Origin of the sequence: Streptomyces sp. NPDC007162 (assembly GCF_040634175.1) — a bacterium.
Lineage (GTDB): Bacteria > Actinomycetota > Actinomycetes > Streptomycetales > Streptomycetaceae > Streptomyces.
Genome location: NZ_JBEYFC010000570.1, coordinates 1 through 5,213, shown reverse-complemented (window position 1 = coordinate 5,213; position 5,213 = coordinate 1). Strand labels below are relative to the sequence as shown.

General features: G+C 73.5%; 5 protein-coding genes and 1 pseudogene. 2 read left to right on the top strand and 4 right to left on the bottom strand.

What is annotated here, in order from left to right; translation table 11 throughout:
- Nucleotides 1-550, top strand: a pseudogene (locus ABZ646_RS39385) (hypothetical protein); the annotation flags it as partial.
- A gap of 7 nt (nucleotides 551-557) precedes the next feature.
- Here ABZ646_RS39385 and ABZ646_RS39380 read toward each other — a convergent pair.
- Nucleotides 558-1,676 carry a glycerate kinase gene (locus ABZ646_RS39380; protein WP_360530388.1) on the bottom strand — a complete coding sequence of 373 codons (1,119 nt, stop codon included), beginning with the start codon at nucleotides 1,674-1,676 and terminating at the stop codon, nucleotides 558-560.
- 160 nt (nucleotides 1,677-1,836) lie between these two features.
- Here ABZ646_RS39380 and ABZ646_RS39375 point away from each other — a divergent pair, with 160 nt between their 5' ends.
- Nucleotides 1,837-2,331: an NUDIX hydrolase gene (locus ABZ646_RS39375; protein ID WP_360530385.1), complete on the top strand. Its 495-nt coding sequence runs from the start codon at nucleotides 1,837-1,839 to the stop codon at nucleotides 2,329-2,331.
- A gap of 56 nt (nucleotides 2,332-2,387) precedes the next feature.
- On the opposite strand, the gene ABZ646_RS39370 is transcribed toward ABZ646_RS39375, so the two are convergent.
- From ABZ646_RS39370 to ABZ646_RS39360, 3 genes are all read right to left on the bottom strand, one after another.
- Nucleotides 2,388-3,101 carry a VOC family protein gene (locus tag ABZ646_RS39370; protein ID WP_360530382.1) on the bottom strand — a complete coding sequence of 238 codons (714 nt, stop codon included), beginning with the start codon at nucleotides 3,099-3,101 and terminating at the stop codon, nucleotides 2,388-2,390.
- A gap of 121 nt (nucleotides 3,102-3,222) precedes the next feature.
- The gene (locus tag ABZ646_RS39365) at nucleotides 3,223-3,705 is read right to left on the bottom strand and encodes a methylated-DNA--[protein]-cysteine S-methyltransferase (RefSeq protein WP_360530379.1); all 483 of its coding nucleotides are present in this window, start codon (nucleotides 3,703-3,705) and stop codon (nucleotides 3,223-3,225) included.
- 10 nt (nucleotides 3,706-3,715) lie between these two features.
- Entirely contained in the window at nucleotides 3,716-5,194 is a 1,479-nt protein-coding gene (locus ABZ646_RS39360; protein ID WP_360530376.1) for an AlkA N-terminal domain-containing protein, read from the bottom strand.
- Between the last annotated feature and the right edge of the window lie 19 nt (nucleotides 5,195-5,213).

Sequence of the window (5,213 nt, the reverse complement as noted above, 5' to 3'; positions counted from 1 at the left end):
GTTCGTCAGCGACAAGAAGGGCTTCGTGAAAGCCTGGGACAACGAGCAGGGCACCCCGCCCCAACGCGAGCCGGGCCTGGAGGACAAGGCGTGGGCCGCGATGATGGCGAACGATCCCGTCGGCAGCACCTGGGGCCGGGAGCTGTCACCCGGCGTGCACGAGGGCATCCACCGGTTCCGGAACTCCTACTTCTGGGGCTGGACCAAGGAGACGGTGCCCTACCAGGACGCGCTGGGCAACTACGTCCTCGGTGACCGGGTTCCCGTCGTCATCGTCTACGGCGAGCTGGACAAGACGGCCAACACCGCGCCGAACGTCCCCGTGCCCCCGCCCCTGCGCTTCTCCGTGCCGGCGCTCTACGACGCCGTCGGCGGGCCGGAGAAGCTGATGTTCGAGCTGGAGGGGGCGGGACACTCCGTGGTCTGGGAACGCCCCGCCGAGATCGTGCACGACATCGCGTTCCAGTGGCTCCACAACAAGCACAAGGTGTGGGGTCTCACGAGCGGCAGCTACTACCGTGACTCCACAGGCGTCCTGACGCCGGTCTAGGCCGCCCTCAGCACAGGAAGTCCCGTGCGATCTGCTCCGCCACCCGCTCCAGGATCGGTCCGGCGTCGGCGATGCACTTCACCACGTCCGGTTCGAGTGCCGTGAGCGGGTAGGCGCGGCGGATCCCGGCCCGCCCGATCGCCTCGGGCTGCAGGGCGAGGCGGCCGCAGACCGCCACGACCTCCTTGCCCGCGGCACGGGCGGCCGCGGCCACCCCGGCCGGCGCCTTGCCGTGCAGTGTCTGCTCGTCGAGCGAGCCCTCGCCGGTGATGACGAGCGACGCCCGCTCCAGGGCCGGCGCGAAGCCCAGCACGTCGAGCATGACCTCGATGCCGGCCCGGAACCGGGCGCCGAGCAGCAGCGCGCCGTAGCCGATGCCACCGGCCGCACCGGCACCCGGCGACACCGCGTACGCGGCGGCGCGCGCGCCGGCCTCGGTCTCCAGGACCTTCGCGAAGTGGGCCAGCGCCGCGTCCAGGAGTTCCACGTCGTCGGGCGAGGCGCCCTTCTGCGGGCCGTAGACGGCGGGCGCGCCCTTCGGGCCGGTCAGCGGGTTGTCGACGTCGCTGGCGAGGATCAGGTCCACGGAGGACAGCCGCGGGTCCAGCCCGGACAGGTCCGCGCGGGCCAGTTCGGCGAGTCCGCCGCCGCCCGGCGGCACCGGTTCGCCGTCCGCGTCCAGGAAACGCGCGCCGAGCGCCGAGAGCATCCCGGCCCCGCCGTCCGTCGTGGCACTGCCTCCGACGCCGAAGACGATCGTGCGGGCACCCGCGTCCAGCGCGGCCCGCAGCAGCTCTCCGGAGCCGTACGTGGAGGCCGTGAGCGGCGCGAAGACCCCGCGGGGCAGCCGCTGCAGTCCGCTCGCCTCGGCCATCTCCACCACCGCGGTGTCGCCGCGCAGCGCGAACGCGGCGGTGACCTCCTGCCCCAGCGGGCCGGCGACCGGCCGCTCATGCCGTTCGAAACCGGCCGCGACCGCGGCGGCCACCGTGCCGTCCCCGCCGTCGGCGACCGGCAGCGCCGCCACGTCGAGGCCGGGCACGATCCGCCGCAGCCCCGCCGTGACCCGCTCGGCGACCTGCACGGCGGTCAGCGAGCCCTTGAACTTGTCCGCGGCGATGAGCACGCGCTGTGTCACCTGTATCCCCTTGCATTCCGGGCCTCGCGCACGTCAAGGCCAGTCGCGCCGCTGCGACCTTAACCGGAGGACGCCCTCCCCGTCATTCCCCGGCCGAAGCGCCGATACGGCGGCCCGGGCGTGGGCCCGGCCTGGTTACCCTGCCTGGGTGACCACCACCGACACCTACGCCGCGTACATCGCGAGCCTCCCCCGCGTCCTCGCCGGGGCCGCCGCGCTCTTCCTGGACGCCGAGGGGCGGGTGCTGCTCGTCGAGCCCAACTACCGCGAGGGCTGGGCGCTGCCGGGCGGGACCGTCGAGTCCGACGACGGCGAGACCCCCCGTCAGGGGGCCCGCCGGGAAACCCTGGAGGAGATCGGCCTGGACCGGCCGATGGGCCGGCTGCTGGCGGTGGACTGGGTGCACGGCACCGACCGGCCGCCCGTGGTGGCGTACGTGTACGACGGCGGCGTCCTCACCGACGCCGACCTCAGGGCGATCGTCCTCCAGGAGGAGGAACTGCTGTCCTGGCGGCTGGTGCCCCGCGAGCAGGTCACCGCCCATCTGTCCGGCGCCCTCGGACGGCGCGTGCTGGCCGCCCTGGACACCCTGACGGACGGCTCGGGGACGGCGGAGCTGGAGAACGGTCACCGGGTCGAGTGAATTCCGGAGGATCGGGGGAGCGGCCTGACGGCGGGTCGCCTACCGCGGCTCCCGCCTCACCGGCGCGTGAGCACGCGTAACCCGTTGCCGTCGGGGTCGGCCAGCAGCACTGCGCCGTCCCCGCCGGGGTCGGAGCCGAGACGCCTCGCCCCGAGGGAGAGCAGGCGCTCGACCTCCGCTTGCTGATCGCCGTCCGGTGCCAGTTCGAGGTGCAGGTCCTTGCCGGGGTCCGGCATGAGCGGCGGACCACCCCACGTGATCTTCGTACCGGCGTTCGGTGACTGGACGGCGGTCTCCTCGTCCTGGTCCCAGACCAGCGGCCAGCCCAGCGCCTCGCTCCAGAAGTGGCCCACGGCCTTCGAACCATCGCAGGCGAGCGCTCCGATGAAGCCGCAGCCGGCGAGGAATCCGTTGCCCGGCTCGATGACACAGAACTCGTTGCCCTCGGGGTCCGCGAGGACCACATGGGACGCGTCCGGACCCTGGCCGACGTCGGCGTGCTGCGCGCCGAAGGCGAGCGCCCTCGCCACGGTCTCCTGCTGGTTGTCCAGGGAGGAACTGGTCAGGTCGAAGTGCAGCCGGTTCTGGGCGGCCTTCTGCGTTCGGGAAGGACGGAAGCGGAGGCGGTAACCGGCGTCGTTCCCGGACAGCAGGGCGACGCCGTCGTGCGCGTCGTCGGCTCTCTCCAAGCCCATGACGCCGGACCAGAAACGCGCCAGGCGCTCGGGTTGGTGCGCGTCGAAGGAGATCGCGGAGAGTCGGCTGCTCATGGCGCCACGCATCCTCGGTCCGTTGCGTGCCAACGGTCGGCAGGGCGCCGTGCCGGCGCCTTGAACGAGGATCCTAGAAGCGGGCCCGCCCCGGTCGCAGCCGGGTATTCGCGGGCCCGCGCTAGAAGAGGCCCGCGCCCCGTTCGAAGTCCAGCAGGCGTTGTTTGCGGGGCAGGCCGCCGCCGTAGCCGGTGAGGTTGCCGTCGGCGCCGATCACCCGGTGGCAGGGGACGATGATGCCGACGGGATTGCGGCCGTTGGCGAGGCCGACCGCGCGGGAGGCCTGGGGGTTGCCGAGCGCGTCGGCGAGTTCGCCGTAGGTGCGGGTCTCGCCGTAGGGGATCCGGGTCAGCTGGTCCCAGACGCTGCGCTGGAACGGCGTGCCGTTCAGCCGCAGTTCGAGGGTGAACGCCTTCAACTCGCCCGCGAAGTAGGCGGCGAGCTGTTCCTCGGCCTCGGCGAACAGGTCGTCGTCGCGGTCGCCGAAGGTCTCCTCGGGCGGTCGGTGGCGCTGTTCGGCCATGTACAGGCCGCAGAGGGTGCCGTCCTCGGCGACCAGGGTGAGCGGGCCGTAGGGGCTGTCGGTGACGGTGTGGTTCTTCACGGCAAGGTCCTCACACGGGAAGGAAGTTGATCGGGTGGCTGTCGGTCGCCCACAGGTACTGGACGGCGTAGGCCCGCCAGGGACGCCAGGCCGCGGCGCGCGCGGTGAGGGCGGCCGGGGTGCCGGGCAGGCCCAGCTCCTGGGCGGCGCGGCGGATTCCGAGGTCGGTGGGGAGGAAGGCGTCCGGGTCGCCGAGGGCGCGCATGGCGATGACGTCGACGGTCCAGGGTCCGAAGCCGGGGAGGGCGAGGAGCGTGGCGCGGGCTTCCGCCCAGTCGCTCTCCACACCCAGGTGGAGGGTCCCGTCGGCCAGTCGGCTCACCAGGGTGGTGAAGGTGGTGCGGCGGGTGCGGGGCATCGCCAGGGACTCCGGGGGTACGTCCGAGAGCGCCTCGGGGGACGGGAAGAGGTGCGTCAGGCCGCCCTCGGGGTCGTCGACCGGGGTGCCGTGGGCCGTCACCAGGCGGGCCGCGTGGGTGCGGGCGGCGGCCGTGGAGACCTGTTGCCCGAGCACGGCGCGGACCGCGAACTCCGCCTCGTCCACCGTGCGCGGCACCCGCCGCCCCGGCGCCTTGTCCACCAGCGGCGCCAGGACGGGATCCGAACGGAGCTGGTCGTCCACGGCGACCGGGTCGGCGTCCAGGTCCAGGAGCCGGCGGCAGCGGCTGATGGCGACGGGCAGGTCCCGCAGGTCGCTGAGGGCGAGCCGGCAGGCGATGTGGTCGGGCTTCGGGGCGAGGGCGGCGATGCCGTGGCCGTACGGCAGCCGCAGGGTCCGCCGGTAGGCGCCGCCCCGCCACTCCTCCACCCCGGGTACGGCGGTGGCCGCGAGGTGTCCGAACAGGTTGTCGGGATTGAGCGGCGTGCGGAAGGGGAGGCGCAGCGAGAGCGCGCCGGGGGCGTGCTCCGCCGTCCTCGGGCGGCGCTCGCGCAACTCGCTCGGGGACAGCGCGAAGACCTCGCGGACGGTGTCGTTGAAGGTGCGGATCGAGGAGAAGCCGGCCGCGAAGGCGATCTCCGCCATCGGCAGGGCGGTCGTCTCGATCAGCAGGCGGGCGGTCCGGGCGCGCTGGGCCCGGGCGAGGGCCAGGGGGCCGGCGCCGAGTTCGGCGAGCAGCTGGCGTTCCACCTGCCGGGGGCTGTAGCCGAGGCGGGCGGCGAGGCCGGGCACTCCCTCGCGGTCCACGACCCCGTCGGCGATCAGCCGCATGGCGCGGGCGACCAGGTCGGCGCGCTGGTTCCACTCCGGGGAACCGGGGCTGGTGTCGGGGCGGCAGCGCTTGCAGGCGCGGAAGCCGGCCTGCTGGCAGGCGGCGGCGCTCGGGTAGAACGTCATGTTCGCGGGCTTGGGCGGTACCACCGGGCAGCTGGGCCGGCAGTAGATGCGGGTGGTCAGGACGGCGGTGAAGAACCAGCCGTCGAACCGCGCGTCCTTCGACTGCACGGCCCGTACGCAGTGCTCCCGGTCGAGGTGCATTCCTTTCTGCATGGGTCCAGCATCGGCCACC